This window comes from Novosphingobium sp. BL-S-19, assembly GCF_055521675.1.
On record NZ_CM145498.1, the window covers coordinates 2,706,959 to 2,733,629 of the forward strand.

A 26,671-nucleotide genomic window follows, 5' to 3' on the forward strand; every position below is an offset into this window, starting at 1 on the left:
AGAATGAACGTCGCCACCGGAACGCTGCAGCCCGGCGAGGCCCGCTGCCCCGCCGAATCCACGCAGGACATCATCGCCGCAGACCGCAACGCCGCGCCCGCCTGGGCCGCCAGCGAAAGCTACCACTACCTTGGCAGTGAGGACGTTTCCAAGGAACGCTACACCGATCCCGCCTTCGCCAAAGCGGAGTTCGAGCGGATGTGGACGCGCACCTGGCAGATGGCCTGCCGAGAGGATCACATCCCCGAAGTGGGCGACTATTACGTCTACGACATCGGATCGTACTCGTTCGTCGTCACGCGCTGCGCCAATGAAAATGGGGGGGACGACGAGATCCGCGCCTACTTCAACGCCTGCCTCCATCGCGGCACCAAGCTGAAGCCCTCCGGCACCGCAGGCTTTGCCGCGAACCTGAAGTGCCCGTTCCACGGCTGGACCTGGAACCTCGACGGATCGCTGAAGGAAATCCCCGAAAAGTGGGACTTCGCCCATGTCGCCACGCAGAAGATGTGCCTGCCCGAGGCACGGGTGGAGCGGCTGGGCGGCTTCGTCTGGGTCAACATGGACCCCGCCGCGCCCAGCCTTGAAGAGTACCTCGGTGCGGAGGCCCTCGCCCATCTCAAGGCGTGGAAGCTGGAGGATCGCTACATCTACCTCCACGTCCAGAAGAGCTATCCGGCCAACTGGAAGCTGACGATGGAAGCCTTCATGGAGGCCTATCACGTCGGCGACACCCACCCGCAAGTCGCGCCCGCCAATGGCGACGTGAACTCGCAGTACGACGTCTACGGCGATCACGTGGACCGCTTCATCTCCACGCTCGGCGTGGTCAGCCCCAAGCTGCGCGACAAGTACAGCGAGGCGGACATCATCGCCAACTTCACGCTGGGCGACAGTTCCTCGCTGGGCGGCAGCAAGCCCGAACTGAAGGCGGGCGAACGCGCGCGGCAGGTGATGGCGGACATGTTCCGCGACATGTTCGAGACGGCGACGAACACCGATCTCAGCCACGTTTCGGATACCGAACTGCTCGATACGTACAGCTACACGTTCTTCCCGAACCTGTTCCTGTTCCCCGGCATCTCGCTGCCGATGATCTACCGCTTCCGCCCCGACGCGCGCGACCATCGCCGCACGATCTACGAAGTGATGTTCATGCGGCCCAAGCCCAAGGACGGCAGCGAGGTAGAAACGGCCGAGGTGGAGATCTTGGCTGATCACCAGTCCTTTGCAGAGGCGCAGGGCATGGACCCCGGTTTCGGCCATATCCTCGATCAGGATACCGACAATCTCTACGCCCAGCAGGAGGGGCTGGAGGCCAGCGCCAAGCCCGGCATCACCCTGGGCGACTATCAGGAAGTGCGCGTGCGCCACTTCGAACAGACCATCGACAAGTACATGGCGCTGCCGCCCTATCATCCTGATTTTAGGGCCCTTCAACGCTGATGACGTTTTCACTATCGGGTCGCACCATTTTCGTGGCCGGCGCCTCCTCCGGGATCGGCGCCGGTTTCGCGCGGGCCATTGCCGCTGCGGGCGGGCAGGTCGTGCTGGGCGCGCGGCGCGTGGACCGCTGCGCCGAGCTGGCGGCGGAATTGGGCGAAGCGCTGGCGGTCACGCTGGACGTGACGGACGAGGCTTCGGTGCGTACCGCCTTCGATGCGGCAGAGGCCCGGTTCGGCGTGATCGACGGCGTGATCTGCAATGCCGGCGTGGGCACCGGGGGCCGCTCCACCGATGTGCCGGAAGACGGGCTCCGCCGCGTGCTCGATACCAACCTGCTCGGCGCGATGCTGGTCGCGCGCGAGGCCGGACGGCGATTGATCGCGGGCGGCAGTCGCGAGCATCAACGCGGGCGCGTGGTGCTGATCGGATCGATCACCGCGCAGCAGAACGGCACTGGCGATGCGATGTATGCGGCCACCAAGGCCGGGCTTGCCCACCTAGGCCGACAGCTGGCGCGCGAATGGGTGCGGCAGGGGATCAACGTCAACACCCTGCAACCCGGCTGGATCGCCACCGAGATCAACACGGACTGGTTCGCCAGCGAGCGCGGACAGGCCGATATCGCCGCCCTCCACCGCCGCCGCCTGCTCGATGCCGAGGCGCTGACGCCCACGCTGCTCTACCTGCTTTCCGACGCCTCCGCGCAAGTGACGGGCGCGACATTCACGATCGACGACGGGCAATCGTTATGACGAGCAGAGGTGCCCTTGAGGGGCTGACCGTGATCGAGGTCGCCGAGCGGGTGAGCGGGGAATATACCGGCAAGCTGCTGGCCGATCTCGGCGCCGAAGTGATCAAGGTGGAACGCCCCGGCGGCGCTCCGACGCGCGCCATGGGGCCTTTCGCCGCGGGGGAATCGACGCTGTTCGCCTACCTCAATACCAACAAGAAATCGGTCGTGCTGAACCTTGCCGATGCGGCCGACCGCAAGGTGCTGGACCGCCTGGTGGCGCGCGCCCATGCCCTGATCGACGATCACGATGCCGGGTGGTGCCGGGCGATGGGCCTGACGCCCGAAGCCGTCGCCGCCGTCCATCCCGCGCTGGTCCACACGCTGATCACGCCGTTCGGACAGGACGCGCCGGAAGGCTGGCAATCCGCCCGCCCGATCAACGTCATCGCCGCCGGCGGCTGGGCCTACCACAGCCCCAGCGAAACGCATGCCGACAAGCCGCCGCTGAAAGGCGCGGGCCGGTTCCTCTCCGACTACGAAGCCGGGATCGACGCCGCGCTGGCCACCATGGCCTCGCTGCTGCGCCTGCGCCGCAAAGGTCAGGGGCAATTCGTCGATATTTCCGAAGTGGAAGTGCAACTGAACCGCATCGACTGCGTGCTAGACCGCATGCTAGCGGGAGAGGCCGAGCCCAGCGACGCACGCACCGCCTACGACATGGGCGGCCCCGGCACCTCCTTCGCCTGCCGCGACGGGCATGTTTTCTTGCTGATGACCAGCCGCGCGCACTGGAAGGGCCTCTGCGCGCTGATGGGCGATCCGGCCTGGACGCAGGAACTGCGGGAGGACTGGTTGGAGTTCGACTGCACGCCGCCCAATGTCGCGAAATTCCGGGAACACTTCACCGGCTGGATCGCCCGGCAGGACAAGCATCCGATTACCGAGGCCGCGCAGAAGGCAGGCGTCGCCATGGTGCCGGTCCAGACCGCCGACGATCTTCCGCGCCATGAACAGTTCGTCCATCGCGGCTTCTTCCAGCAGGCCCAGCATCCGGCGTTTGGAGAAGTCTCCTATCCCACCGCCGCCTACCGCATGAGCGCTACCCCGGTCCGAATTCGCTCTGCCGCGCCGGAACTGGGCGCCAGCCAACAGGAGGCGGAAGCATGATTGGTTTCACGCGGAGGCGCGGAGACGCGGAGAAGAAAAGAGAAGTAGGAAGGTTGGCTTCACGCAAAGGCGCAAAGGCGCAAAGGAGTCGCGCTGCGCCGCAGGCTTCCTCATCTTCCAAACGCTGCGGCACGCGCCATCGTCGCAACGTAAAGGGCTTCGCCGAAAACACGACATCTTTGCGCCTTTGCGCCTTTGCGCGCATCCCCTTCTCTTCCCTCTTCTTCTCCGCGTCTCCGCGCCTCCGCGTGAACCCAATCCCGGAGCGCCACCATGCCACTCCCTGACCGACAAGGCCCCCTCGCCGGCATCCGCGTCGTCGAACTCGCCAAAGTCTGGGCCGGCCCTTACGCGGGCAAGCTGCTCGCCCACCTCGGCGCGGAAGTCATCAAGATCGAATCCCGCTCCAACCTCGACGAGATGCGCGCCTATGGCGGCGTGGACATCGACGCGGCGCCCTATTTCCTGTCGATCAATCAGGAGATCCTCTCAGTTCAGGTCAACATGAAGACCGCCGAGGGCCTGGACCTCGTCAAACGCATGATCGCCGAGGCCGACATTCTGATCGACAACATCCGCCCCGGCGCGATGGAGCGGTCCGGGCTCGATTACGAAAGCCTCAAGGCGATCAAACCGGACCTCATCCAGTGCGCGATCAAGATGTGGGGCAGCGACGGCCCGCTGGGCTATCAGACCGGCTACGCGCCCTGCTTCGCCGCGCTCTCCGGCCTTACCGCGCTAGTGGGGCATGAGGGCGAAACGCCCAAGGGCATGAACATCCGCTACGGCGATTCCACCGCCGGCGCGCTGGCCGCACTCGCCTGCGTGGCAGCTCTCCACCACCGCGAGAGCACCGGGGAAGGCCAGTTCATCGACCTGTCGGCGGTAGAGGCGATGACCAGCCTTGTCGGCGACAGCCTCTTCGCCGCCAGCGTCACCGGAGAAGTGCCCAAGGCCGATGGCAACTACCATCCGGAGATGGCCCCGCACGGCTTCTACCCCTGCGGCGAGAGCGGCTGGACAAGTATCGCAGTGGCGAACGAGAGGGAATGGCAGGCACTCTGCGACACACTGGACGCGCCTGCCCTCGCCTCCGATCCGCGCTTTGCGACACTGGCGGACCGACTGACCGATCGCGCCGAACTCGATGCCGAACTCTCCACGCTCACCCGCCCGCGCGACGCTGCAAACCTTGCCGAAAAGCTCAGAAATGCAGGCGTTCCGGCGTTCAAGGCGATGAGTTCAATGGACTTGTGCTCGGACGGTTTCCTCTGGGGCCGCGACGCCTTTCGCATGGTCAGCGACCATCGCAACGGCACGCGCCCGATCATCGGCCCGTCATGGCGGATCAGCCCCGAAGGCCCCTTGGTCGAACGCGGTGCGCCCCTGCTGGGAGAGCACAACGGCTATGTCTACCGCGAGCTTCTGGGCTTGTCGGAAAGCGAAATGGACGATCTGATAGCCCGCAAAGTGATCGACTGAAGTCGGTCCGAAGTCACGCGGGAGGATTAGATGAAACTGGCCTTTGCCATGCCGCACATGCTCGAACTCAAGGCGACGATGCAGCCGTGGGAACTGGCCGTCACCGGCGCCGACCAGACCGCGCTCGCCAAATGGGCCGAAAAGCTGGGGTTCGAGATGATCGCGGTTCCCGAGCATCACGTCATTCCGAAGCGCCATGTCGATCTCTCCGGCCCGTTCTACTTCAACGCCTATACCGCGATGAGCCACTTCGCCGGCGCCACGGAGCGGGTGCGGGTCAATTCCTGCATCGCCATCCTGCCCGCCCAGCACCCGATAGTCACCGCCAAGGCATTGGCGACGATGGACTGGCTCTCTTCCGGCCGCGTGACGATCACGTTCGCAGTCGGCTGGCTGGAGGACGAATTCGCCCTGCTCGGCATTCCTTTCCACGAACGCGGGGCCATGGCGGAGGAGTACATTCAGGCGATCCTCGCGCTCTGGACCCAGGAAAACCCGGAGTTCGAGGGCAAATACGTCTCCTTCCGCGATGTCGCGTTCGAGCCGAAGCCGGTGCAGAAACCCCACATCCCGGTGTGGTTCGGCGGCGATGCCGATGCCGTGCTGACGCGCACCGCGCGCTATGCGCAAGGCTGGTGGCCGTTCCTGACCAAGCCCGAGATGATCCCCGACAGGATCGACTTCATCCGCTCCCAGTCGGACTACAATGGGCAGTTGCAGGACGTGTTCTACGGCATCTCCACCGCCCGCGTCGGAGAAGGGCACAAAGTGCAACACGATCCCTCCGCCCGGCCCGGCCAGAGCAAGGAGGAACTGATCGACCGCCTTGGCACACTCGCGCGGATGGGCGTTACCTGGAGTTCGGTGCCGATCCCGCCGCTTTCCGGCGTCGATGCCTACCGCGATTACACCCAGTGGATCGCCGAGGAGATCATGCCGGCCATCGCCTGACCGCCCCATGGGAGCGCTGGCACGATCAATCCCCCGCCCGCCTTGACGCCGGGGCCCCTGCACCGGACTTCTCATCCCAACGAATGGGAGAGGAACGATGAATCCACCGCGGCCCCGGCCGAAGCTGGACCAGGAGAACACCGCGTTCTGGACAGGCGGCAGCGAAGGCAAGCTGAACATCGTGAAGTGCGGCGATTGCGGTGAGTTCACCCATCCCCCGCGCCTGCTCTGCCGCCACTGCCAGTCCGAGAATGTCGCGGCCCACGCGGTGCCCGGCACCGGCGTGATCGACAGTTTCACGGTGAACCACCAGCCCTGGGCCAAGGATCTGGAAGTCCCCTATGTGATCGCCCGCGTAAAACTGGACGGCGCGCCGGGGGTCTACCTGACCACCAACATCGTGAATTGCCCCGTCGATGCGGTCGATTTCGAGGACAAGGTCCGCGTCGTGTTCGAAGAGCAGGACGGCATTTTCTACCCCCTGTTCGAGAGGACCGTCTGATGGCCAGTGCGGAAGCCTATATCACCGGCCTCGGCCAGTCCGAAGTCGGCGTGCGCCTGCCGCGCCATCCGCTGCTCTTGACCGTCGATGCCGTGCGGGAAGCGCTGGACGACGCGGGGCTGACGCTGTCGCAGATCGACGGCGTGTTCACCTACCCCGGCAAGATGAACGGCTACACCGCCTTCTCCCCCGTCAGCAGCGACGATCTGATCGAAGTGCTGGGCATCAAGTCCAAGTGGCACCTTGGCGCTGCGGAACAGCCCGCCCAGCTTGCCGCCATCGGCGCGGCGGTGATGGCGGTAAAGCAGGGCCTCGTCCGCCACGCGATCTGCTTTCGCACCGTTTACGAGGCGGGCGGCATGGCCGATCCGGGCACCTATATGTCGGGCGCGCGGCAGGACACCGTCACCGGCTCCTCGCAGTGGACCAGCCCGTTCTGGGCCACGTCCGCCGCCTGCTGGACCGCGCAATACGCCGCACGCCACATGCACCGCTATGGCCTGACGCGCGAACAGCTTGGCCAGATCGCCATCAACGGTTCGAAGAACGCCATGCGCAACCCGCGCGCAAGGGCGATCACCAAGGAAGAGCTGACGCTGGACAAGTACATGTCCGCGCGGATGATCACCACGCCGCTGTGCCTCTACGATTGCGACCGTTTCTCCGATGCCTCCACCGTGGTGATCGTCTCGGCCGGAGATGCGCTGGGCGAGGTGAAATCCACGCCCGTGCGCGTGGCCGCGATGTCCGGATCGGTCGATCGCTACTCGTGGGATCAGGTCGAATGGCCCGCCGCCTATGAAACCGGCGCCGACCTCTGGACGCGCACCGACTATACCGTGAAGGACGTGGATACCGTCCAGTTCTACGACGGTTTCGCGTTCCTGCCGATCACCTGGCTGGAGGGCCTCGGCTTCTGTGAAAAGGGCGAAGGCGGCAAGTTCATCGAGGGCGGCACACGCATCGCGCTGGACGGCGAACTGCCGATGAACACATTCGGCGGCCAGCTTGGCGCGGGCCGCCTCCACGGCTTCGGCTTCGCGCATGAGGCCGTGAACCAGCTTCGAGGCACGGCCACCGGGCGACAGATCGCCGGCGATCCCAAAGTGGCCGTGGCGACTTCGGGCGGCGGCCCAATGGCGGCGGCGCTGCTGCTGGCACGGGATTGAAAGCTCCGGCCTCGCGGGCTCTCCTCCTGCGAGGCCGGGGATGGCTTTCGGGCGGTAATCCGCCACAACAATTCCCGTCGCCCCCGCGAAGGCGGGGGCCCCGCTTACTTTTTACCACGCACGCGAGAACAAGCGGGATCCCCGCCTTCGCGGGGATGACGGGGTATTGATTTGAAGAGTTAGCCTTGGCGGTGTGAGGCTCGATCAAAATCGTATTGTCGACGGGTGCTCAGGCCGCCCTCAAGCCACCGCCACCTGCGGCACCTTACGCGGCGCCCGATGCCGCTTCAGCCCGATCAGCGGACGCAGCGGGCCGATCTCGCGGCCGATCAGGTAGAAGATCCAGGATCCCCCCGCCACGGTCACGCAAAGCGTCAGGAACTCCGGCAGGGCGGTCAGCCCCATGTCGCGAATGGCGTAGCTGACGAAGACCATCACCGTCTGGTGCGCGATGTAAATCGGGAACACGGCTTCAACCAAAGTCGCGCGCCACTTGCTGTCGAAGTTCCAGTAGCGGTCGGCAATGCCGAACAGCGCGACGACCGTGCCCCAGCACTGCACCGACTTGGCGAAGGACAGCGGCTGTTCCCACGCGGCCGGCGTCGGCGTGTTGCCGGGCCAGAGCAGCGTATCGCCGATCACCCAGACATAACCGAGCACGCCCAGCACCAGCGCGGTCTTCCACTGTTTCGCAATCGCCAGTCGCATCGGCTCGGACCCGCGCAGCAGGAAGCCGTAGAGGAACATGCCGAAGTAATGGAGATGCGCGGCGCGGTCCACGAACAGGCTGTGGATGTCCGTCCAGCCATCGTAGAACATGCGGATGCCGAAGATCAGCGCGATGCCCAGCGGCAGCATCAGCGGCCCGGAAAGCAGCATTTCCGCCTTTTCGCGCATCCAAGCCCGCCATGAATCCGGCAGGAACATCAGCCCGGCGCAGAGCACCAGCGTGTAGACGAGAAGGTAGATGACGAACCACAGATGCATGGTCGCCGGCAGGTCTTCGTAGCCCACCTTGCGGAAGCTGAAGGCGTCATGGAACAGGAAATAGCCGTAGCCGTGCTCGTAACCGCTGTTGATCAGGCCCATGTAGGGCTGCGGCGGGACGACGACGGTCAGCCCGAACAGCAGCGGAATGCCAAGGCGCAGCAGCCGGCTTTTCAGGAAGACGCGGTTGTTGCCGTCCTTCTTCAGCAGCGCCGCGCTGGCATAGCCGGAAATCGCGAAAAGCAGCGCCAGACGCCACGCACTGAGGCCAAGGAGCGGGATTTCCGCCCAGCTCACCACACCGCGCGTGGGGGTCTGAAAACCCCACGGCGTGAACGAAAAGCCGACATGATAGAAGATCAGCAGGACGAAGGCGCCAACGCGCAGCCAATCCATTCCATAGTGGCGTTGCGACGGGGCGGGCTTCATCGTTCTCCAACGGGGATGGCGGTTCCACACGGGGGAACGCGGCTCACAACACTCACGCGCCGGCTTATAGCACAGCTTATGACATTGCGGCCCACTTAGGGATTTCTGCGCTTTTCCGCAATGACGGGGTTGTATCATTCCGTCGCGTTTGACGCGCGGGCCCGCGCGGATTGCGCATCCGGGGGGGCGATTTCGCGGTCCATCCGGAATGGATCAAACTGGGCTTGGGGCGGCAACCGGCCCCCGCCATCATGGCGATATGACGCCGACGAACCCACGCCCCACGATGGACGATGTCGCCCGGATCGCCGGTGTGTCGAAGAAGACGATCAGCCGCTTCATCAACAATTCGCCCGACGTCAGCGCCGCCATGCGCGCGCGGGTGGAGGCGGCGATTGCCGCACTTGGCTTCGTGCCGAACGCGCAGGCCCGGGCGCTGGCGCTCAGGCGCAGTTTCCTGATCGCGCTGGTCCATAACGGATCGGATCGCGGCATCCGGGAGGCGGTGGAAGCCGGCATGGTGCGTGCGATGGAGGGCAGCGAACTGGCGCTGGTGCTCTCCCCCCTGCAGCGGGACGAGGCGGCTGGACTACGCGCCTTTCTCGATCGCCATTCGCCCGCCGGCGTGGTGCTACTGCCGCCGCTGGCCGAGCGGGACGATCTTGCCGACGTCTGCCGGGCCGCCGGCACTCGCTGCATCCGGTTGGGGCAGGAGGACGGGGAGACCGGCCCCGCTGTCAACGAGCGCGCCATGGACGAGCGAGCAGCCATGGCCGATCTGGTCCGCTGGCTGCTCGACAACGGCCACCGCCGCATCGGCCTGATCGCCGGTCCGGACGACTCGCGCGCCGCCCGGCTGCGGGCGGCGGGCTATCACGATGCCTTGTGCGCGCGGGGGCTGGATCGCGGGCCATGGCTGGTTGCACCTGGAGACAATTCCTTCGCCTCCGGCATGGAAGCGGCGTGCCTGCTGCTGGAACTGAGCCCCCGCCCCACCGCCATCGTCGCCTGCAATGACGAGATGGCCGCCGGCGCCCTCGCCGCGGCGGCAGGAATGCGGATCGCGGTGCCGGGGGAGCTTTCCGTGGCCGGTTTCGACGATACACCGCTGGCCGCGATGACCGTGCCGCCGCTCGCTTCGGTGCATGTGCCGTGGGATCGCATGGGCCACGCCGCCGTGCTGCGCCTGTCCGGCGGAACGCTGCCACCTCCCGCCGATCTGGGCTTCGATGCGAATTTCGAAGCCCGGCCGGTCCTGCGCGCCTCCGTCGCCCCCATCGGCGAAGTGCCGCTGGCGCAAGCGGCCGCTATGCCGCGCTGACGCTCCCCTTGGCGGCATTCGCCGCGCGCAGTTCCTCCAGCGTGAAGCCGTTGGCCGGCATGCACTGCTGCACCTCGATCACATTGCCCTCGGGGTCATAGCCATAGAGCGTGCGCACGTGGCCCACGTCCACGAAATCGCGGTCGTTGAAGGTCATGCCGCAGGCCTTGAGATGGACGATATCGGTTTCGATATCGGTCACGTCGATGCACATGTGCGTGTAACCGCGATCGTTGGGCCGCAGCGGCCGGGCGATATCCGAAGCCGGCGCGGAATATTCGAAAAGTTCGAGGTAGCACTGCCCCGCGCGCAGCATCACACCCTTCGCGGCGGATCCCGGCACATCCACGATCAGGTCCATCACCGGCTCGTCCGCCCAGCCGAATCCCTCGCCCACCGGCTCGAACCCGAAAGCCTCGCAATAGAAGCGCTTCATCCGGCCGATATCGCGGCAATTCACGCCGACATGGTGGATACCCCGGATCATGGCCTGCTCTCCCTTATGGTTTTGCCGCAAGTATCGGCGGACCGACGCCAAGGGGCAATCGCGGCGGCTTGCCTCCCTCGGCGGCGCGCTTGCCCCTCAGGGACGGTTATTGGACATTTACCATTTCCCTTTATTAACTTGAGTGCTTTCCCGGAGACGTTAGCGTCGCCCCCATCCGAGGACATTCGCTTGCTCCATTCGCCCGTCGGCTCGCCCATCGCAGCCGTACCGCAAACCGGACCTACCGCCAGTGCCGACCCGGCGCTGTTCGCCAATGCCGCTCGCCTGATCGGTCTGGGCGCATGGTCTTGCGATCTGGCGACGCAGAACCTGTCATGGACGGAATGCGTGTTCGATCTGTTCGGCCTGCCCACCGACCGACGGATCGACCGGCGCGAGGCCATTTCGTTCTACGCCGAGGAATCGCGCGAAACGATGGAGCGGCTGCGCGCTCATACCATCGCCACCGGAGCGGGTTTCACGATGGATGCGCAGATCCGCCGCACCGATGGCGAAACGCGCTGGATGCGCCTTACCGCCGCCGCGCGCATGGAAAACGGCCGCACGGTCGAACTGTTCGGCACCAAACAGGACGTGACCGAGGAACACGCCCGCTGGCAGCGCCTGCGCCACATGGCGGAGAACGATCCGGTCACCGGCCTGGCCAATCGCGCGCTGTTCGAAATGCACTTCCTCGACCGGCCGATGGGCGACCAGATGCTGGCGGATCTGGGCACGCTGGTGCTGTTCGACCTCGATTCGTTCAAGAAGATCAACGACTGCTGGGGCCATGTCGCGGGGGACACCTGCCTTGCCGTCTTCGCCCGCCGCCTGTCCGAATCCTTCCCCGATGCCCGCATGATCGCGCGGATCGGCGGGGACGAATTCGCCATGCTGCTGAACCGCACGGGCGAGATCGAGATGACGGACTGCATGTTGCGCCGCCGCCTGCCGCACTTGCTGACGCCGGTGCCCTGGGGCCGCGAACTGCTGCCGCTCAGCGCCTCGGCCGGGATAGCGCAAGTGCCCGCCCGGGTGGACGTCGATCCGGAAATCCTGTTCGTCCGCGCCGATACCGCCCTCTACAGCGCCAAGAACAAGGGCGGCGGCGCGATCATGGTGGCGGCGTAGTATCTGTCTGGAAATTCGCTTTCAGCGAATTTCGCGGCACCAGCCCACTCCCCCACCCGGCCACCCACGAGCGTACCCTGATGGATGGCCGGGTGGGGAAGTGGGCCGGTGCCGCAAGAAAATGCCGGGATGGCCGTTTTCCAAACGGACTTACGCCTCGCCCGGCTCCACCCAGGTCGTGCGCGTCACGCGCGGGCTAAGGTACTTGGTGGCCGTCCAGCCGCCATCGACCACGATCGATTGGCCATTGATCATCTCGCTGCCCGGCAGGCAGAGGAAGGCGATGACGCTGGCGATATCTTCCGGCTGTGCAAGGCGCGGATAGGGCGTGGTTTCCACGTTGGCGCGCTTGAAACCCTCATCCTCGAACCGGTGGCGCACCATGTCGGTCATCGTCACGCCGGGCGCCACGCAGTTCGAACGGATGCCGCGCGGGCCGTATTCGCAGGCCATGTGCTCGGTCAGCGACTTGAGGCCGCCCTTGGCCGCAGAATAAGCGCCGCCGCGCCGCCCGCCGATATGCGCGAAGGTGCTGGTGACGTTGACCACGCTGGCCCCTTGCGAAAGGTGCGGGATCACGTCGCGGCACAAGCGGAACGGCGCAACCAGCATGATGTCCAGGAAGTCGTCCAGCGTCTCGTCATCGGTCTCGTCCAGCGGCTTGGGGCTGCCGACGCCGGCATTGTTCACCAGCGCGTCGATCCGGCCGAAGCGTTCCAGCGTCGCCTTCACGATCGCGCCGGGTGCGGCAGGGTCGGTCAGGTCGACGCTGATCGCCAGCACATGGTCCGGGTTGCCGATCGCGGCCTCCAGCGTGGCCAGCTTGTCCTTGCTGCGGCCGACGCCGACGATGGCGAAGCCTTCGGCATGAAGGATTTTCGCAGTCTCCAGCCCGATGCCGCTGCCCGCGCCGGTGATGATCGCCGTCTTCATCGCATACCTCTCGTGATCGTCTTTCACCTTCGGCTAGGCGCTTTCGGCGCGGCGGATAAGCCTGACCACGGCGGCAACGATGCTTGATCGCTTCTGCGATAAGCGGGGCCGCGCACCTTGGCCGCCCCCGTGGGCAGGTCTAGCCTTGGCCCATCATGAGCACGAACCAGAACGATAAAGCCGCCCCCAATGCCGCTTTGGCCGGCATCCGCGTCATCGACATGAGCCGCGTCTTCGCCGCCCCCGTAGGCGCGCAGATCCTTGGCGACCTTGGCGCGGACGTCATCAAGATCGAGCGCCCCGGCGTGGGCGACGACGGGCGCGGCTACGGCTTCTCATGGGTGCCCGGCAAGGACGGGATCGAGACCCGCCATTCCAGCTTCTTCACCGTTTCCAACCGCAACAAGCGCTCCATCACGCTCAACCATTCCAAGCCGGAGGGTCAGGCGATCCTCAAGGAACTGGTGAAGACGGCGGACGTGCTGATCGAAAACTACAAAGTGGGAGATCTGGCGCGCTTCGGCCTCGATTACGATAGCCTGAAGGCCATCAACCCGCGCCTGATCTACTGCTCGGTCACCGGCTTCGGCCAGACCGGCCCGATGGCCGCACGCCCCGGTTATGACGGGCTATTCCAGGCCACCGGCGGCATGATGGCGGTGACCGGCATTCCCGAAGGCCAGCCCGGCAACGGTCCGCTGAAGACCGGCCCCAGCCTCGTCGACTTCGTGACCGGCCACAACACCGCCCTCGCCATCCTTGGCGCGCTGCAATACCGCAATCGCACTGGAGAGGGCCAGTTCATCGACATCGCCCTGCTCGACAGTTCGGTGGCGATGGTCAGCCACATCATGCAGGATTACCTGATCAGCGGTCAGGCCCCTCCCCGCCTTGGCAACGGCGGCAACGGCGGCGGCCCGGCGGACCTGATGCGCTGCGCGGACGGCATCATCTACCTCACCGCCGGCACCGACGAGCACTATCGCCGCCTGACCGTGCTGATGGAACAGCCCGAACTGTTCACCGACCCGCGCTTCGACAGCAACCTGAAGCGCGGCAAGACCAACCGCGCCGAATTGATGGACTTGATCAACACCTGGAGCAGCGGCTTCACCGTCACCCAGATGCAGGACATGCTGGACGGAGTCGGCATCCCCGCCGCGCGCTACAACGAACTGGCGGACGTGTGGGAGGACGAGCAGGTCAAGCACCGGAACTTGCGGGCCACCACGCCGCACGCCTTTGCCGAAAGCGGTTCGGTGGACCTGATCGCCAGCCCGCTCGCCCAGATGTCCGCCAGCCCGGCGACCATCCGCATGGCTCCGCCGATGCTGGGCGAACACACCGCCGAAGTGCTGGCGGAGATCGGCATAGACGAAGCGCGACTGACGGAACTGCGCGCAGCCGGGGCGGTGTAAGCACCTCTCGGCTGATCAACCCGCGTACCATTACCAATCCATCGTCGCCCCCGCGAAGGCGGGGGCCCCGCTTCTTTTGCAACCTCTCGTCCTGCCGCAAGATAAGCGGGATCCCCGCCTTCGCGGGGATGACGAAACTGGTGTCTGACTGATCGGCGCGGGCCATCAAACCAGCAGGTTCTTCAGCGTCTCCAACACCACGTCGAACGGCATCGTCAGGAACAGCGCAGCCACGAAAGGCAGCAACGTCGCCAGCGCGAGCATGATGACGCTGCGTGTGTCCACCGGAATGAAGCGCATCGACTGAACGCTGCCCGCCACCGCAAACAAGTCCGCCGCTGCCGAGAAATCGGGCGCTTCAAGGATCGCCGGCCGTCCGTCATCGCCATCCGTAGGCTCAGTGCGCTCCACCTGCCTGCTGCCCTGCTCACCTTCCGCCATCAGCCGATCGTGCCGATCCAGCCATGCCGCTTCCAGCCGCGTGCCCAGTTCGGTCGCCAGCGCGCCATAGGCCATCGAACCCCAGCGCCAGGTCTGCATCATCCGCCCGGAAAACGCGCAAAGCGGGCCGATGCACAGCAAGGCGACCACCGCCACCGTCCCCACGGCAAGAAAGCCGTCGGTGAAGGAAGTCGAGGTTCCGGCGAGATGATTGTGCCCCAGCCGCCCCGCCGAAATCGCGCCGAGCGCCATGCCGAACGCCGCAAAGGCCCGCAGCGACTGGCCTAGAAAGCCAAGCCCGCCGCACTGGTCCGGATGCGATGCGATCAGGTTGAGATCGAGGCGCGACAGGCGGACCAGCAGCCGCGCCCAGACGGCGATGCGCCAGAGCCAGCCGAACCACAGCGTCAGCAGCAGCGGCAAACTGATCGCGAATTGCCAGAGCCCCGCCATCGAAAGGTCGCTCGCCCCGGCATTACGCGTCCAAGCCGCCATCTCCTCGGAAATCGAAAGGCTGCTCAGCGTCGCTGCCGCCGAGGCGACGGCAAGAACGACCGCAACCACTTCGACCGTGCGCGACTGGAGCAGCCGTCGACTGACCGCGACCTGTTCGACCAATATCTGCCGCCCTGCTGTATCCAGCAGACCGGCGCGCGCAAAGTTACCGGCGATCAGCCCCAATCGCCGGCCGCAGGAGGAATAAGCCACCACCAGCAACGGCGTCGCCACGGCATAGCGCGCATGGACGGCAATATCGCGCACAAGATCGCGCATCTGGTCCGGCGCGCTCATGGCCGTCAGCAGGAAGAGCGGCAGCCAGCCCACCGCCAGCACCAGCAGCACGCGCGGCATCGGCTTGACGAACGGCGGGCGGGACGCACGAACGAAACGCGCCAGATGTCGCGGTGGACCGAGCCGGAACAGCTCTTCGAGATCGTGCATGGCGAAGACCTTGCGACTGGCGCATCGAATGCGAGGAGCATGCGACTATCGAGACCCGAGTATCAGCCCGAAATCGGGAGAAACCCGCAGGTTCCGCAGGTGGGCACCCTAGCCGGTACGATGGCAAGGAACGCGCAGGGATTGCTGTCCCCGGAATTGGCGCGCGATCAGGGAATGCGGCGCAGGCGATCGATCAGGTCTGGGGTGGATACCTCATATCCATCCGGCTCACCCAACATGACTCCAGCGGCTTCCCTCAGAAAGAAGCCATCTGGGACGTCCTCCAGCATCGCAATCAGCGGCGCAACCGCCCGTCCGTCTCGCCGGAGACCGAGCCCGCAGGTCGCCTCGTAACGAACCATGTCGTCGGGATCGTCCAACTGCGCTGCAAGCGCGTTTCTGATCTCTGGGGTGTTGGTTGTCGAAAGGCCGCCCATCCCGAAGGTCGCCCAGTCGCGAACGCGATTGTCCGGGTCAGTCATCAGCCGCATCAGGGCTTCCAGTGCCGTCGGAGCCTCGGCGCCACCCAGCGCCATTGCCACGCCCAGACGGATATCGCCGTCCTCATGGGCATGAAAAGGGGCTATAAAGTCGGCAGAACGATCACGATCGAGATGGCCCAATGCCGTGATCGCAGAATCCAGAACCCCAAGATCGCCATCTGCGAGCAGCGGAACGATCGACTGGAAGCATTCTTCCGGGAAGGTCCGGATCGGGATGCCCAACTGACCGAGAATATCCGCACCGCGCATGCGCATGAACGCATCGTCGCTGCGGGTCAGGTTGATCGCCCGATCGAGTACCTCTCGCGATCCCCGCCGCTGGAGCACAGGAATGGCTGCCCACGCGACATCGTCATCGGATTGAAGCGCGGCCGCGAACAGGTCCGGCGTCGAGCGGGGATCATCCGCAAGGTCTTCCATAGTTCCCGCCCTACGAGCTGATGCGGCCTTCTCCGCTATCTCGCGAATGCCGGCAAGTGGTCGAAGCGATGCGGATACCGCAGTTGCCTCCACCCGCCCGGGTGTGGCGTGGTCGGCCATTTTCCTACACCCTGTCACCCGCGCTATTCTGCGGGTGATGTCGCCTCACCTTTCACCTCAAACCCAATGCGCCGCCCGGCAAAGGCCGCGCGGCACAAGGTTACGCTTTGCTCCACAAGGTGACAGTTCCGGCCCCAAGGTGACACTTTTCCCCCTGGACCGTGTCAACTGTGTCAACCGAACTGTCACCTTGTGCTCAGCGCCCCTTGAAAACCGGGCTGCGTTTTTCGGCAAAGGCCGTGACGCCCTCGACGAAATCCTCGGTGCGGGAGGCGTCGCGCTGGCCGAGGCGTTCGTTGGTCAGGGCCTGTTCCAGCGTGCAGTCAGTCGCCGCCCAGGCCACTTGCTTGATCCGGCGCAGCGACCAAGGGCCTTGCGCCAGTTCGCCCGCCAGCGTGAGGGCTGCGGCATCGAGGTCCTCGTCGGGCACCACGCGGTTGATCAGGCCCCATTCCAGCGCCTTGGCGGCAGGAAGACGCTCACCCAGCAGCATCATTTCCATGGCGCGCACGCGGCCCACTGCGCGGGTCAGCAGCCACGAGGAACCGCCATCGGGCACAAGGCCGACATGGCGGAAAGCCTGAAGGAAAAACCCGCTTTCGGCGCAGAGGATCAGGTCGCCCGCCATGGCGAGCCCGGCGCCCACGCCTGCCGCCGCGCCGCGCACGGCGGTGACGACCGGCTGCTCCATGTTGCGCATGGCGACGATCACCGGGTTGAAGTGCCGATCGAGCAGCGTGCCCACGTCGCGGCGCGGATCGGCCAGCATGTCCGACGCATCGCCAAGATTCGCGCCCGAGCAGAACGCCTTGCCCTCGCCCGTCAGCACCACTGCGCGCGCTTCGAAAGAGGCGCGGTTCATGGCGTCGAACAGTTCCTCGCCCATCTGCGCGGAGCCGGCATTGCGCGTGGCCGGATCGTTCATCGCGATCCGCGCGACGCCGTTCTCAAGGCTGTAGAGGACTTTTTCGTACATCATTTCAGGCATCGCTCCGTCCCGTTTCGTGCCGGCTCAGGCCAGCATCCCGCCCAACCGGCCTTTCACGATCTCTTCCGCATCGGCAACGATCCTTTCGATCAGCTCCTTGCAGGTGGGCAGGTCGTGAATCAGGCCCTGCACCATGCCGGCCCAGAAGATGCCCTTGGTCAGATCGCCGCTCTGCAGCAGTTCGCGGCCCACTGCGCCGGCGACCAAGTGCTTGATGTCGTCGAAAGTCGATTCGGGGCGGGCGGAGATCTCCACCACTTCGTCGGACACGCCGTTCTTGCCGACGCGGGCGGTGTTCTTGAACTTGCGGAAGATCAGGTTGGTGCCGCGCTCATCGTTCTCGATGTACTTGGCCTTCACATTGTCGTGGATCGGCGCTTCCTGCGTGGCGCAGAAGCGCGTGCCCATGTTGATGCCCTCCGCACCCAGCGCCAGCGCGGCGGCAAGGCCGCGACCGTCGCCAAAGCCGCCGCTCGCCAGCATCGGAATCTTCACCTTGTCCGCCGCCGTGGGGATCAGGATCAGGCCGGGAATATCATCCTCGCCCGGATGGCCCGCGCACTCGAAGCCGTCGATGGAGATGATGTCGCAGCCGTGCTTCTCGGCCGAGAGCGCGTGGCGGACGGCGGTGCACTTGTGGAGCACGGTGATGCCGTGGGGCTTCACCATCTCCCAGATCTCGCGCACTTGCTGGGTGCCGGCAGTCTCGATGATCTTCACGCCGCCGTCGATCGCGGCCTGCGCATAGGCCTTGTAGTCGGGCGGCAGCAGCGTGGGGAACACGGTGATGTTCACGGCGAAAGGCTTGTCGGTCATGGACCGGCAGCGCTCGATCTCCTCGCGCAGCGCCTGCGGGCTGGGCTGGGTAAGCGCGGTCAGCGTGCCCAGGCCACCGGCGTTGGACACCGCGCTGGCCAGTTCGGCCAGGCCCACGCCCTGCATACCGCCCTGCACGATCGGATGTTCGATGCCGAGCATCTCGGTAACGCGGGTCTTGAACGCCATGCCTGTGAACTCCCCAGAAAGCCTCTTTCCGGCGGTCCTAGGGGGGATTGATGCGCTTGGGGACACCGAAGGCGCTTGGGGGCAAGCAATTCGCGCAGGCGATGTGGTTGTTGGCAATCCGGCCGACGGCCGGATTGGCGGCACCAGCCCACTCCCCCACCCGACCGCCCACGAGTGTATCCTGATGGGTGGTCGGGTGGGGGAGTGGGCTGGTGCCGCAACGACAATGTGCCCCGGCACATTGTCAGACAACCCGTTCCGGATATTGAAAGCCGCGATGTGATACCCAGATGCGACATTCAACCAATTCAAGGAGTTTAAGGAAGTGAACGGGATGAAAACGGCCATGCTGCTGGCGGCGCTGACGGCGCTGTTCATGGGGCTGGGCTATGTGTTCGGCGGCAGCGGCGGCGCGGTGATCGCGCTGATCGTGGCGGCGGGCATGAACCTGTTCACCTTCTGGAACGCCGACAGCATCGTGCTGAAGATGCACAACGCGCGCGAGGTGGACGCGCGCTCCGCGCCGGAGTTCTACGGCCTTGTCGCCGAATTGGCGCGCCGCGCGCAGCTGCCGATGCCGCGCGTCTACCTGATCGACAGCGCCAACCCCAATGCCTTCGCCACCGGCCGCAATCCGCAGCATGCCGCCGTCGCCGCGACCACCGGCCTGATCGACCGCCTCACCCGCGACGAAGTGGCCGCCGTGATGGCGCACGAACTGGGCCACGTGAAGAACCGCGACACGCTGACCATGACCATGGTGGCGACGATTGCGGGTGCGATCTCCATGATCGCCAATTTCGGCATGTTCTTCGGCGGCCACGGAGAAGACAGGCCGAACCCGGTCGTGGCGATCGCGGCAATGGTGATGGCGCCGTTCGCGGCCATGATCGTGCAGATGGCAATCAGCCGCACGCGTGAGTTCAGTGCGGACCGCGCAGGCGCCGAAATCAGCGGCAATCCGCGCGCGCTCGCCTCCGCGCTCGCCAAGATCGCGGGGCCGGCGCAGGCGATCCCCAGTGTCGCGTCGGAACGTAATCCGGCCGCCGCGCAGCTCTATATCGTGCCGACTGGTGTGTCAGACCTGTTCTCCACCCACCCGGCGACCGAGAAGCGCATTGCCGCGCTGATGGCGATGGACGGTGCCGAACGGCCGGTGCCCGCAACGCCTCCACGCCGGGCTTCGGCGCTCGATCCACTGCGGAAGTGACCATTCGGACGCGCTGGGCCTCCCCCACTTAGCGCGCCTGCGATGCGCCTCGCGCGTCCGGCCATTGCCTGCCCGGCGCAGGGTTGTACATTCGTTCAATACGAATTGAAGAACAACCCGAGAGGTGTCGGAGTGCTGAAATCCCATGACGGCGGACTGCGGTCCGTCCCCTATCCGATCGACGATCCGGAACGGATCCCGGTCAAGCGCTACTACGATGCCGAGTTCTATCAGGCAGAGTTGGACCACCTGTGGCCGCACGTCTGGCAGATGGCCTGCCGCGAGGAGCAGATCCCCGAAGTGGGAGACTGGATCGAGTACGAGAACGTCGGCAAGTCCGTCATCATCGTGCGCACCACCAGCGGGGTGAAGGCCTTCCACAACGCCTGCCGCCACCGCGGCGTGCCCTTCGCGGGCGGCACCGGCCATGCGCATGGCAATTGCACCAAGTCCGGCTTCGTCTGCCCGTTCCATGGCTGGCGCTGGAACATGGACGGCGAATCCACGCAGGTCTACGGCAAGCACCTGTTCTCCGACCGCCAGCTGAATCCCGACGATATCAACCTGATCCCCTGCCGCGCCGAAACCTTCATCGGCTGCGTCTGGATCAACCACGACAACGATGCCCCCTCCGTGCGGGATTCGCTGGGCCCGGTGGCGGGCAATCTCGAAGCCCGCAATCTGGACAAGATGCGCGCGGAATGGTGCTACGGCGCGGAACTGCCGGCCAACTGGAAGGTCGCGATGGAGGCCTTCATGGAAGGCTACCACGTGATGCAGACGCACCCGCAGCTGCAGCACGCCGCGCCGATGATGTACGATTCGATGTACCGCAGCCCGCGCGGCCCGGTGCCGATCATGGCCGAACCGCACCTTTCCTATCGCGAGAACCAGGAACTGCAGGTCAAGTCCATGGCCCTTCTGAGCGAGGGCATGGCCGGCATGGTCCACGAGAAGGAAGTGGAAATCGCGCGCGGGTTGATCGGTATCGAGGAAGGCCTGCCCGAAGACCAGAACATGGCGATGTTCCACTGGCTGGGCATCGTCATGCACCAGATCTCCGCCCAATTGAGCGCACGCGGCGAGCCGGTGCCGGACCTCTGCGCCGTATCGCAGACGCATCCGGTGAAGGCAGTGGAATTCCTGTTCCCCCACTACTTCCTGCTGCCCTACTTCACCTCGATGTCGGCCTACCGCATCCGCCCGACCGGACCGGAAAGCTGCTACTTCGAGATCTGGTCGCTGACTTACGTGCCAGAGGGCGAGGACTTCGAAACGGTGATGGAGCCGGTGGTGCTGCCCTATAACAGCCCGGAATTCCCGCCGATTCCGCGTCAGGACTATTCGAACATCCCGATCCAGCAGAAGGGCCTGCACGCGACCGGCTTCGAATTCATGCGCCTGTCCAAGGACGTGGAGGGGCTGATCAGCAATTACGAACGGATCATCGACGGCTACCTGAAAGGCGTGCCGCAGGATCAGCTCGCCAAGGCCATCCACAAGCTGGGCGGCAATTTCGACGGGCCGATCGAGGATCTCGGCTTCTGAAAATGCGCGGCCGGGGGCGGTTCGAGCCGTCCCCAGCCCGCTTGCTTACCTACCCGCTTACTTGCCCACCCGCATGGCCGGCGGGATCGGCAGCATTTCCACTTTGCCCGTCGCGACATCGTAGACCGCTGGAACGACCTTGAGTTCACCGGCCTTCACTTTCGCTTCCACCACGGGTGACGAATTGATCAGCGTCGCCGCCTGAATCACCGCGTTCTGGCGGGTGACGACCATCGGATCGCTGCTGTTGCTCATGTAGACGGCCGGCAGGATCGCCGGGAACAGTGCGCTGATCTGGCCCGGCACTTCCGGGTTCTCGATAGCCGCCTTCACCGCGCCGCAGTTCGAATGGCCCATCACCACCACCGCCTTGATGCCCAGCACGGCGATCCCGTATTCAAGACTGGCGATGATCTCCGGCGTGGTGATGTTGCCGGCGACACGGGTGACGAACAGGCGGCCGATCGGCTCGTCGAACACCATCTCCACCGGCACCCGCGAATCCGCGCAGGAGAGCACGTCGACGATCGGCCACTGCCCCTCCGCCACGCGGGCCTTGATGATGGCCAGGTCCTTGGTGTGCGCCGTGGGCGCTCCCGCAACGAAGCGGGCATTGCCGTCCATGGTCTCCTTCAGCGCCTGATCGGGCGTCAGCGTTTCGGGAGATGCGGCTGCCGCCAAGGCTGGCTCGGCAGCCAGCCCCAATGCAGGCGCGGCCGCCAGCGCGGCCATCGCGCCGATCATCTCTCTTCGAGAAGTACGGCAGCACGTTTCGGGATGTTCCGGGGGGATATCGCTCAAGGACATGGCAGTCTCCCGCTTGATGCAGCCGGAACCTACCACGCCATTCAAGTCGCTCGCTATCAGGGTTTTCAGTCGCCTTGGATCAGCGCGGCGACCAGTTCCTTCACCTTCTTCTGGCGCCACTGCGGCAGCGGTGCCACCAGCCAGTAGGCACGGCGGCAAGGCGAACTGGCGCCGACCTTGATCTGCTTTCCGGCGGCAAGCCCCTCGGCCAGCAGCGCCGGAACGCGCACGCGGCCAAGGCCGGATGCGGCGGCGGCAACAGCCTGACCGGCATCGGCGAGCTGGATTGCAGGCTTGGCGTCCTCACTCTCGGGGCCATCGTCGCTGTCCGGCGCAGGATCGCCCGGCCAGCCGATCCAGTCGCCCTCGCCCATTTCGACCCATTCGGCCGCGCCAAGGCGCACGCCTTCCAGATCGTCCGGCCCTTCGGACCAGCGCACGGCCAGATCGAGGTTGGCCTCGGTAAAATCGGTCAGTTCACCGTCGACAAGGACGTAGCGCACTTGCGGGTTCGCGGCCCGGAACGCGGCAAGACGCGGCGCCAGCCAGGCGGCGAAGAACTCACGCGGAGCGGCGATGGTGTAGACGTGGCTGGACTGGCCGGCCTGCATGGCCTGCACCGCATCCTCGAAATGGAGGAACCCGGTACGCAGCGCCGAAAGCCCCGCGCCTGCTTCCTCGGTCAGTTCCAGGCCCTTGCTGGTGCGGCGGAACAGCACCACGCCCAGCAGGTCTTCCAGCGCGCGAATCTGCTGGCCGACTGCGGCCGGCGTCACCGCCAGTTCGTCCGCCGCGCGGGTAAACGAGAGATGCCGCGCCGCCGCATCGAAAACGCGCAGGGCATTGAGAGGCAAGTGCGTCCGCTTCATGGCGCTTCCCTAAGCGCTCACAGACAATCGAGCAAGGCGGTCACGGCATGGCAGTCAATGCAGCCCGGTGGGCACGACTTTAAGCAGGATTGACGCTGCCACGATCACGGCGGCCACCAGCGCCATCAGGCTTTTGGCTCGGCCGCGCAAAAAGTGCCCTCTTCCGATCGGCAGCGGGCGTGACGATCGATGAGCCAGATAAAGCGGATATATGCGAACGGCGATCATAGGCAGAAACAGCACGGCCATGATCACCCACGACGGCAGGCCCAGCATCTCGCACAGCACCACGACGAAAACCATGGGAATGAAGGCGGCCGCGGCCATCATGCCAAGGCTGTGGATCTGCTCCCGGCCGCCCGCCTCTTCAATCAGGTGTTGAGAATAGTCCCACTGCGCCTTTCGATCAGCTGCCGCGCCCTCATCGAAAAAGTATTGCGGATCATCGCCGTAGCCATGTTCAACCTGAACATCGCGAGCGCCAGAGTCCGAACGCGCTTCGTCGCTCACCCGACGCGGGCGGGAGCGGCAAGCGGAAAGAAAGGAATCTGCGCCTCGACCTCTTCACCGTCGCTGCGGACGAAAGTGTAATGCCCTTCCATCGAGCCCTGCGGCGTCGAGAGCGGGCAGCCCGATACGTAATCGTGGCTGCGGCCGGGCCGGATCACCGGCTGTTCGCCCACAACGCCTTCACCTTCGACAAGGTTCACTTCACCGTTGCCGTCCGTGATGCGCCAGTGGCGCGTCATCAGCTGCAGCGTGTCATCCGAATCGTTCTCGATCCGGATGTGATAGACCCAGAACCATTTGCCCGCCTCGATACGAGACTGCTCGGGCAGAAAGTTCACCGCGACGCGGACGGTCACCCCTTCGGTGATGGCGCTATGTTGGAACAATTCCTTCATGATACGGCCAACCTTACCGGTTAACGACTTATACGCAACTCTTAGACCTATTGCCCTGCTCCCGCAAATCGCAGGAAAATTATCGGTGGATCACGATAATGCCGAAACGGGACATTGGAGTTGCCAGGCGAAACCGGCAGCGTCGTAAGTTGTCTCGACATGCGCGTTCAGTTTCATGCGCGGCACATCGACGATGATGCGGGTGCCGAAGCCGGGGCGTTCGGGGGCCGAGACGGGCGGGCCGCCCTGCTCACGCCATGAGATGCGGAACAGTTCGTTGTCGTCACCGGCCTGCGCCGCCTCATCGGGGCTGACCGACCATTCGATTGCAACGCGCCCGGTCATGCTGGAAAGGGCGCCGTACTTCAGCGCATTGGTGCCCATCTCGTGAAGGGCCATCGCCAGGGCCTCTGCTGCGCCGGGTGACAGCATCACTTCCGGCCCGTGGCAATCCACCTGGCCGCGCGCATCGCCCAACGTCTGCAATTGCGCGTCCACCATCTCGCAAACCGGGATGTGCGCCCAGGCGCGCCGCACCAGCAGGTCCTGATTGGCGGCAAGGCTGCGGATGCGCTGTTCCAGCCTTTCGAGGAAGTCCGGCCGCGCGATATCGGTGCGGCGCGCCAGCGACTGGATGATCGCCAGCATGTTCTTGCTGCGGTGGTTCACTTCCTGAAGCAGCAGTTCGATGCGCTGTTCGGCATCGCGCATCTCGGTCACATCGGTATTGGTGCCGAACCAGAACAGCACCGCCCCGTCGATATCGCGAATCGGCGTCGCGCGGGAAAGGAACCAGCGCCATTCGCCGTTGGCGCCGCGCAGCGGGAACGTATCTTCCCAATCCTCGCCCGAGGCGAGATGTTCATGGAAGCGCGCGTTCACCGACTCGATATAGTCGGGGTGCTGCACCGTCCGGCGCCCTTCACCCCGCATCTCTTCGGGCGTGGTGCCGGTGTAGTCGAACCAGCGCTTGTTGCGCCAGATCACCTTGCCGTCGCTTTCGGCAATCCACGCCAACTGCGACATGTTATCCGCCAGCAGGCTGAGCCGCGCCTCGCTTTCCTCAAGCCGGCGCAGTGTCTGCTTCTTGGGACCGATGTCGCGGGCGATCTTGCTGGCGGCGACCACCCGGCCACTGGCATCGCGCACGGGGGAAACTGTGACCGCCACGTCGATCGGGCTGCCGTCCTTCCGACGGCGCACCGTTTCGAACATCGGCACGCGCTCGCCCCGCGTGATGCTGGCGATGATCGCGTCCTCCTCCGCCAGCCGATCCTCCGGGATCAGCGTGCGGACGTTCATGCCGACGATTTCGGCGGCCGGCCATCCGAAGATGCGTTCGGCCGCCTGGTTCCAGCTGAGGATCGTGCCGTCGAGCGACTTGCCGACGATGGCATCGTCGCTCGATTCGACGATCGCCGCAAGGAAGGCCGCGGCGTCGGTCCCAAGCTGGGGGCCAGGTTCGGAAGGATTCAGAGACCCGCCTTGGCCAGCGCCTGATCGAGATCCGCGATCAGATCCTCGGGATCTTCCAGACCGATGTTGATGCGCAGCATGCCTTCACCGATTCCCATCGCCTCTCGCGCCTCCGGCCCCATGTTGTGGTGCGTCGTGGAGGCAGGATGGCACATCAGCGAACGCGAGTCGCCGATGTTGTTGGAGATGTCGATCAGCTCCAGCGCATCCAGCAGCGCATGCGCCTGCGCGCGGCCACCGTCGAGGACAAAGGAGAAGATCGGGCCGCAAGCGTCCATCTGCTTCATCGCCAGTGCCTGCGCCGGGTGGCTGTCCAGCCAGGGGTGCAAGATCTTCGGCACCCGGCCGGCGACGAACTGGCCGACCTTCAGGGCGTTCTCGCTCTGCTTCTTGGCGCGCAGGTCCAGCGTCTCAAGACCCTTCAGCACCACCCAGGCGTTGAACGGCGACAGGTTCGGCCCGGTGTTGCGCTGGAACGGCAGTAGCTTGTCGTTGATGAATTCCTCGCTGCCGCAGACGGCGCCGGCCAGCACGCGGCCCTGCCCGTCCATCAGCTTGGTGGCCGAATAGGCAACCACGTCGATGCCGAATTCCAGCGGACGCTGGAGCGCGGGGCTGCAGAAGGCGTTGTCCACCACGGTGGTGATGCCGTGGGCCTTGGCGATTTCGGCAATGGCGGCAAGATCGGCGACGTCCATCGTCGGGTTCGCCGGGGTTTCGAAGAAGAACACCTTGGTGTTGGGGCGGATCGCCGCTTCCCACGCGGAAAGGTCAGTAGCGTCCACCACCGTCACGTCCACGCCGAAGCGCGGCAGCAGGCTGTCGCCCAGCCAGCGGCACGAACCGAAGGCGGCGCGTGCGGAAACCATGTGGTCGCCCGCCGAAAGCTGGCAGAGCAGCGCGGCGGTCATCGCCGCCATGCCCGACGCCTGCGTGCGGCACGCCTCGGCCCCTTCCAGCAGAGCGATGCGTTCTTCCAGCATCTGCACGGTCGGGTTCTGGAGACGCGAATAGGTCATGCCGTCGTCCTCGCCCATGAAGCGGGCGGCAACGGTGGCGGCATCGTCATAGGAATAGCCCGAGGTGAGGAACAGCGCTTCGCTGGTCTCCCCCATTTCCGAGCGCCAGGTTCCCCCGCGGATCGCGCGGGTGGCCGGGCGCCAGTTGCGGGTCTTGGTACGGTCCTGTCCGGTGGTGCGTTTCATGGGCACGGCTCTAGGATCGCGAAGGCAAGGATGCAAGCGCCGGTGACACGCTTCTTGGCACCCTTGCAGTCGCCCC

The 26,671-nt window shown here is 65.2% G+C and carries 25 protein-coding genes; 12 read left to right on the forward strand and 13 right to left on the reverse strand.

The annotated features are described in order from the left end of the window. The first annotated feature begins 3 nt into the window (after nt 1-3). The 7 genes from ACZ1JV_RS20930 (at nt 4) to ACZ1JV_RS20960 (ending at nt 7,450) form a co-directional block, all read left to right on the forward strand. Nucleotides 4-1,446: an aromatic ring-hydroxylating oxygenase subunit alpha gene (locus tag ACZ1JV_RS20930; RefSeq protein WP_465150352.1), complete on the forward strand. Its 1,443-nt coding sequence runs from the start codon at nt 4-6 to the stop codon at nt 1,444-1,446. Next, nucleotides 1,446-2,198, forward strand: a complete 753-nt coding sequence (locus ACZ1JV_RS20935) for an SDR family NAD(P)-dependent oxidoreductase (protein ID WP_465150353.1) — start codon at nt 1,446-1,448, stop codon at nt 2,196-2,198. The genes ACZ1JV_RS20930 and ACZ1JV_RS20935 overlap by 1 nt, the downstream gene beginning before the upstream one ends. Then, the gene (locus tag ACZ1JV_RS20940) at nt 2,195-3,346 is read left to right on the forward strand and encodes a CaiB/BaiF CoA transferase family protein (RefSeq protein WP_465150354.1); all 1,152 of its coding nucleotides are present in this window, start codon (nt 2,195-2,197) and stop codon (nt 3,344-3,346) included. Before ACZ1JV_RS20935 ends, ACZ1JV_RS20940 begins: the two co-directional genes overlap by 4 nt. Nucleotides 3,347-3,619: 273 nt before the next feature. Further along, nucleotides 3,620-4,828: a CaiB/BaiF CoA transferase family protein gene (locus ACZ1JV_RS20945; protein ID WP_465150355.1), complete on the forward strand. Its 1,209-nt coding sequence runs from the start codon at nt 3,620-3,622 to the stop codon at nt 4,826-4,828. A gap of 30 nt (nt 4,829-4,858) precedes the next feature. Next, nucleotides 4,859-5,779 (forward strand): TIGR03619 family F420-dependent LLM class oxidoreductase, encoded by a 921-nt coding sequence (locus ACZ1JV_RS20950; protein WP_465150356.1) that lies wholly within the window; start codon nt 4,859-4,861, stop codon nt 5,777-5,779. Nucleotides 5,780-5,876: 97 nt separating this feature from the next. Next, nucleotides 5,877-6,281 (forward strand): Zn-ribbon domain-containing OB-fold protein, encoded by a 405-nt coding sequence (locus ACZ1JV_RS20955; protein ID WP_465150357.1) that lies wholly within the window; start codon nt 5,877-5,879, stop codon nt 6,279-6,281. Beyond that, nucleotides 6,281-7,450 carry a thiolase family protein gene (locus ACZ1JV_RS20960; RefSeq protein ID WP_465150358.1) on the forward strand — a complete coding sequence of 390 codons (1,170 nt, stop codon included), beginning with the start codon at nt 6,281-6,283 and terminating at the stop codon, nt 7,448-7,450. The genes ACZ1JV_RS20955 and ACZ1JV_RS20960 overlap by 1 nt, the downstream gene beginning before the upstream one ends. Nucleotides 7,451-7,690: 240 nt before the next feature. On the opposite strand, the gene ACZ1JV_RS20965 is transcribed toward ACZ1JV_RS20960, so the two are convergent. Further along, on the reverse strand, nt 7,691-8,866 hold the full coding sequence (locus tag ACZ1JV_RS20965) for an acyltransferase family protein (protein ID WP_465150359.1): 1,176 nt from the start codon (nt 8,864-8,866) through the stop codon (nt 7,691-7,693). Nucleotides 8,867-9,125: 259 nt separating this feature from the next. On the opposite strand from ACZ1JV_RS20965, the gene ACZ1JV_RS20970 reads away from it, so the two are divergent. Continuing rightward, nucleotides 9,126-10,187, forward strand: coding sequence for a LacI family DNA-binding transcriptional regulator (locus ACZ1JV_RS20970; RefSeq protein ID WP_465150360.1), 1,062 nt, complete (start codon nt 9,126-9,128; stop codon nt 10,185-10,187). On the opposite strand, the gene ACZ1JV_RS20975 is transcribed toward ACZ1JV_RS20970, so the two are convergent. Then, a complete protein-coding gene (locus tag ACZ1JV_RS20975) occupies nt 10,174-10,674 on the reverse strand; it encodes a VOC family protein (RefSeq protein WP_465150361.1) in 501 nt (166 codons plus the stop codon). The two genes, ACZ1JV_RS20970 and ACZ1JV_RS20975, sit on opposite strands and share 14 nt — an antisense overlap. A gap of 189 nt (nt 10,675-10,863) precedes the next feature. On the opposite strand from ACZ1JV_RS20975, the gene ACZ1JV_RS20980 reads away from it, so the two are divergent. Then, nucleotides 10,864-11,805 (forward strand): GGDEF domain-containing protein, encoded by a 942-nt coding sequence (locus tag ACZ1JV_RS20980; protein ID WP_465150362.1) that lies wholly within the window; start codon nt 10,864-10,866, stop codon nt 11,803-11,805. A 150-nt stretch (nt 11,806-11,955) separates the two neighbouring features. Here ACZ1JV_RS20980 and ACZ1JV_RS20985 read toward each other — a convergent pair whose 3' ends face one another. Next, nucleotides 11,956-12,738, reverse strand: coding sequence for an SDR family NAD(P)-dependent oxidoreductase (locus tag ACZ1JV_RS20985; protein WP_465150363.1), 783 nt, complete (start codon nt 12,736-12,738; stop codon nt 11,956-11,958). Nucleotides 12,739-12,893: 155 nt separating this feature from the next. On the opposite strand from ACZ1JV_RS20985, the gene ACZ1JV_RS20990 reads away from it, so the two are divergent. Next, a complete protein-coding gene (locus ACZ1JV_RS20990; protein WP_465150364.1) occupies nt 12,894-14,156 on the forward strand; it encodes a CaiB/BaiF CoA transferase family protein in 1,263 nt (420 codons plus the stop codon). Nucleotides 14,157-14,321: 165 nt separating this feature from the next. Here the strand turns inward: ACZ1JV_RS20990 and ACZ1JV_RS20995 are convergent, their stop codons facing one another. From ACZ1JV_RS20995 to ACZ1JV_RS21010, 4 genes are all read right to left on the reverse strand, one after another. Beyond that, nucleotides 14,322-15,539, reverse strand: a complete 1,218-nt coding sequence (locus ACZ1JV_RS20995; protein ID WP_465150365.1) for a hypothetical protein — start codon at nt 15,537-15,539, stop codon at nt 14,322-14,324. A 167-nt stretch (nt 15,540-15,706) separates the two neighbouring features. Next, the gene (locus tag ACZ1JV_RS21000) at nt 15,707-16,462 is read right to left on the reverse strand and encodes a HEAT repeat domain-containing protein (RefSeq protein ID WP_465150366.1); all 756 of its coding nucleotides are present in this window, start codon (nt 16,460-16,462) and stop codon (nt 15,707-15,709) included. A 316-nt stretch (nt 16,463-16,778) separates the two neighbouring features. Then, nucleotides 16,779-17,570, reverse strand: coding sequence for an enoyl-CoA hydratase-related protein (locus ACZ1JV_RS21005; protein WP_465150367.1), 792 nt, complete (start codon nt 17,568-17,570; stop codon nt 16,779-16,781). 24 nt (nt 17,571-17,594) lie between these two features. Continuing rightward, nucleotides 17,595-18,575 (reverse strand): NAD(P)H-dependent flavin oxidoreductase, encoded by a 981-nt coding sequence (locus ACZ1JV_RS21010; RefSeq protein WP_465150368.1) that lies wholly within the window; start codon nt 18,573-18,575, stop codon nt 17,595-17,597. Between the two features lie 325 nt (nt 18,576-18,900). Here ACZ1JV_RS21010 and htpX point away from each other — a divergent pair, with 325 nt between their 5' ends. After that, on the forward strand, nt 18,901-19,785 hold the full coding sequence (htpX, locus tag ACZ1JV_RS21015) for a zinc metalloprotease HtpX (RefSeq protein WP_465150369.1): 885 nt from the start codon (nt 18,901-18,903) through the stop codon (nt 19,783-19,785). Nucleotides 19,786-19,917: 132 nt separating this feature from the next. Beyond that, entirely contained in the window at nt 19,918-21,333 is a 1,416-nt protein-coding gene (locus ACZ1JV_RS21020) for an aromatic ring-hydroxylating oxygenase subunit alpha (RefSeq protein ID WP_465150370.1), read from the forward strand. A 57-nt stretch (nt 21,334-21,390) separates the two neighbouring features. Here ACZ1JV_RS21020 and ACZ1JV_RS21025 read toward each other — a convergent pair whose 3' ends face one another. The 6 genes from ACZ1JV_RS21025 to ACZ1JV_RS21050 form a co-directional block, all read right to left on the reverse strand. Then, complete coding sequence (locus ACZ1JV_RS21025; protein WP_465150371.1) at nt 21,391-22,134, reverse strand: carbonic anhydrase; 744 nt, start codon at nt 22,132-22,134, stop codon at nt 21,391-21,393. Nucleotides 22,135-22,205: 71 nt separating this feature from the next. After that, nucleotides 22,206-23,009: a LysR family transcriptional regulator gene (locus ACZ1JV_RS21030; RefSeq protein ID WP_465150372.1), complete on the reverse strand. Its 804-nt coding sequence runs from the start codon at nt 23,007-23,009 to the stop codon at nt 22,206-22,208. 54 nt (nt 23,010-23,063) lie between these two features. Then, nucleotides 23,064-23,519 carry a hypothetical protein gene (locus tag ACZ1JV_RS21035; protein WP_465150373.1) on the reverse strand — a complete coding sequence of 152 codons (456 nt, stop codon included), beginning with the start codon at nt 23,517-23,519 and terminating at the stop codon, nt 23,064-23,066. Next, nucleotides 23,516-23,914, reverse strand: coding sequence for a Co2+/Mg2+ efflux protein ApaG (gene apaG, locus ACZ1JV_RS21040; protein ID WP_465135671.1), 399 nt, complete (start codon nt 23,912-23,914; stop codon nt 23,516-23,518). The genes ACZ1JV_RS21035 and apaG overlap by 4 nt, the downstream gene beginning before the upstream one ends. A 90-nt stretch (nt 23,915-24,004) precedes the next feature. Then, a complete protein-coding gene (locus tag ACZ1JV_RS21045; RefSeq protein WP_465152620.1) occupies nt 24,005-25,390 on the reverse strand; it encodes a PAS domain S-box protein in 1,386 nt (461 codons plus the stop codon). Further along, a complete protein-coding gene (locus tag ACZ1JV_RS21050) occupies nt 25,387-26,595 on the reverse strand; it encodes a trans-sulfuration enzyme family protein (protein WP_465150374.1) in 1,209 nt (402 codons plus the stop codon). Before ACZ1JV_RS21050 ends, ACZ1JV_RS21045 begins: the two co-directional genes overlap by 4 nt. Nucleotides 26,596-26,671 lie beyond the last annotated feature (76 nt).